This is a genomic window from Ensifer sp. NM-2 (genome assembly GCF_003024455.1).
GTDB lineage: Bacteria > Pseudomonadota > Alphaproteobacteria > Rhizobiales > Rhizobiaceae > Ensifer > Ensifer canadensis.
Genome location: NZ_PVZR01000107.1, coordinates 1 through 565, shown reverse-complemented (window position 1 = coordinate 565; position 565 = coordinate 1). Strand labels below are relative to the sequence as shown.

Sequence of the window (565 nt, the reverse complement as noted above, 5' to 3'; positions counted from 1 at the left end):
GGCGCGGCGATCCTTACCGCGCCAGAGGTACAATCCGAAATCGACGATTGGGCAGGCAAGCTTCTCGACGACTTGAAACCAAAGGCGATCATAACGATCGAGCGCCTGGGTCCGAACGAGAACGGCACTGTCCACTATTCGACGGGTGTTGCTCCCGAAGGCTGTGTCAACATCGCGCCGCTCATCGATAAAGCCACCGAGCGCGGTATCCTGACTATTGGCATCGGCGACAACGGCAATGAGATCGGCTTCGGACGCATCCATCCGTTCATGCAGGATTTTCACCCGTATGGTCGGGAAACCCAGACCGACAAGCCAGGCGGCGCAGTGACCGTGACCGCAACCGACATCTTCCTGCCGGCTTCCGTGTCCAACTGGGGCGCATACGGGATAGCCGCCATGCTTGGTTTCCTCCTCAAGAACCGTGATCTCGTTCAAACGCCAGAACTTGAAAAGCGCATCGTTCAAGCATGCCTCGATGCAGGAGGCTGGGAGATGCGGTACTGCACCTCGCGGTTCATCGTCGATGGTACCGAAGGCGAAAGCTCGATGGCGATCGTCCAGC

Annotated in this window: 1 protein-coding gene; it reads left to right on the top strand. The window is 58.4% G+C overall.

Translation table 11 applies throughout. The features are described 5' to 3' along the window. A partial coding sequence (locus C6558_RS38995; RefSeq protein WP_146161008.1) for a glutamate cyclase domain-containing protein occupies positions 1 to 565 on the top strand: 565 nt, incomplete at both ends.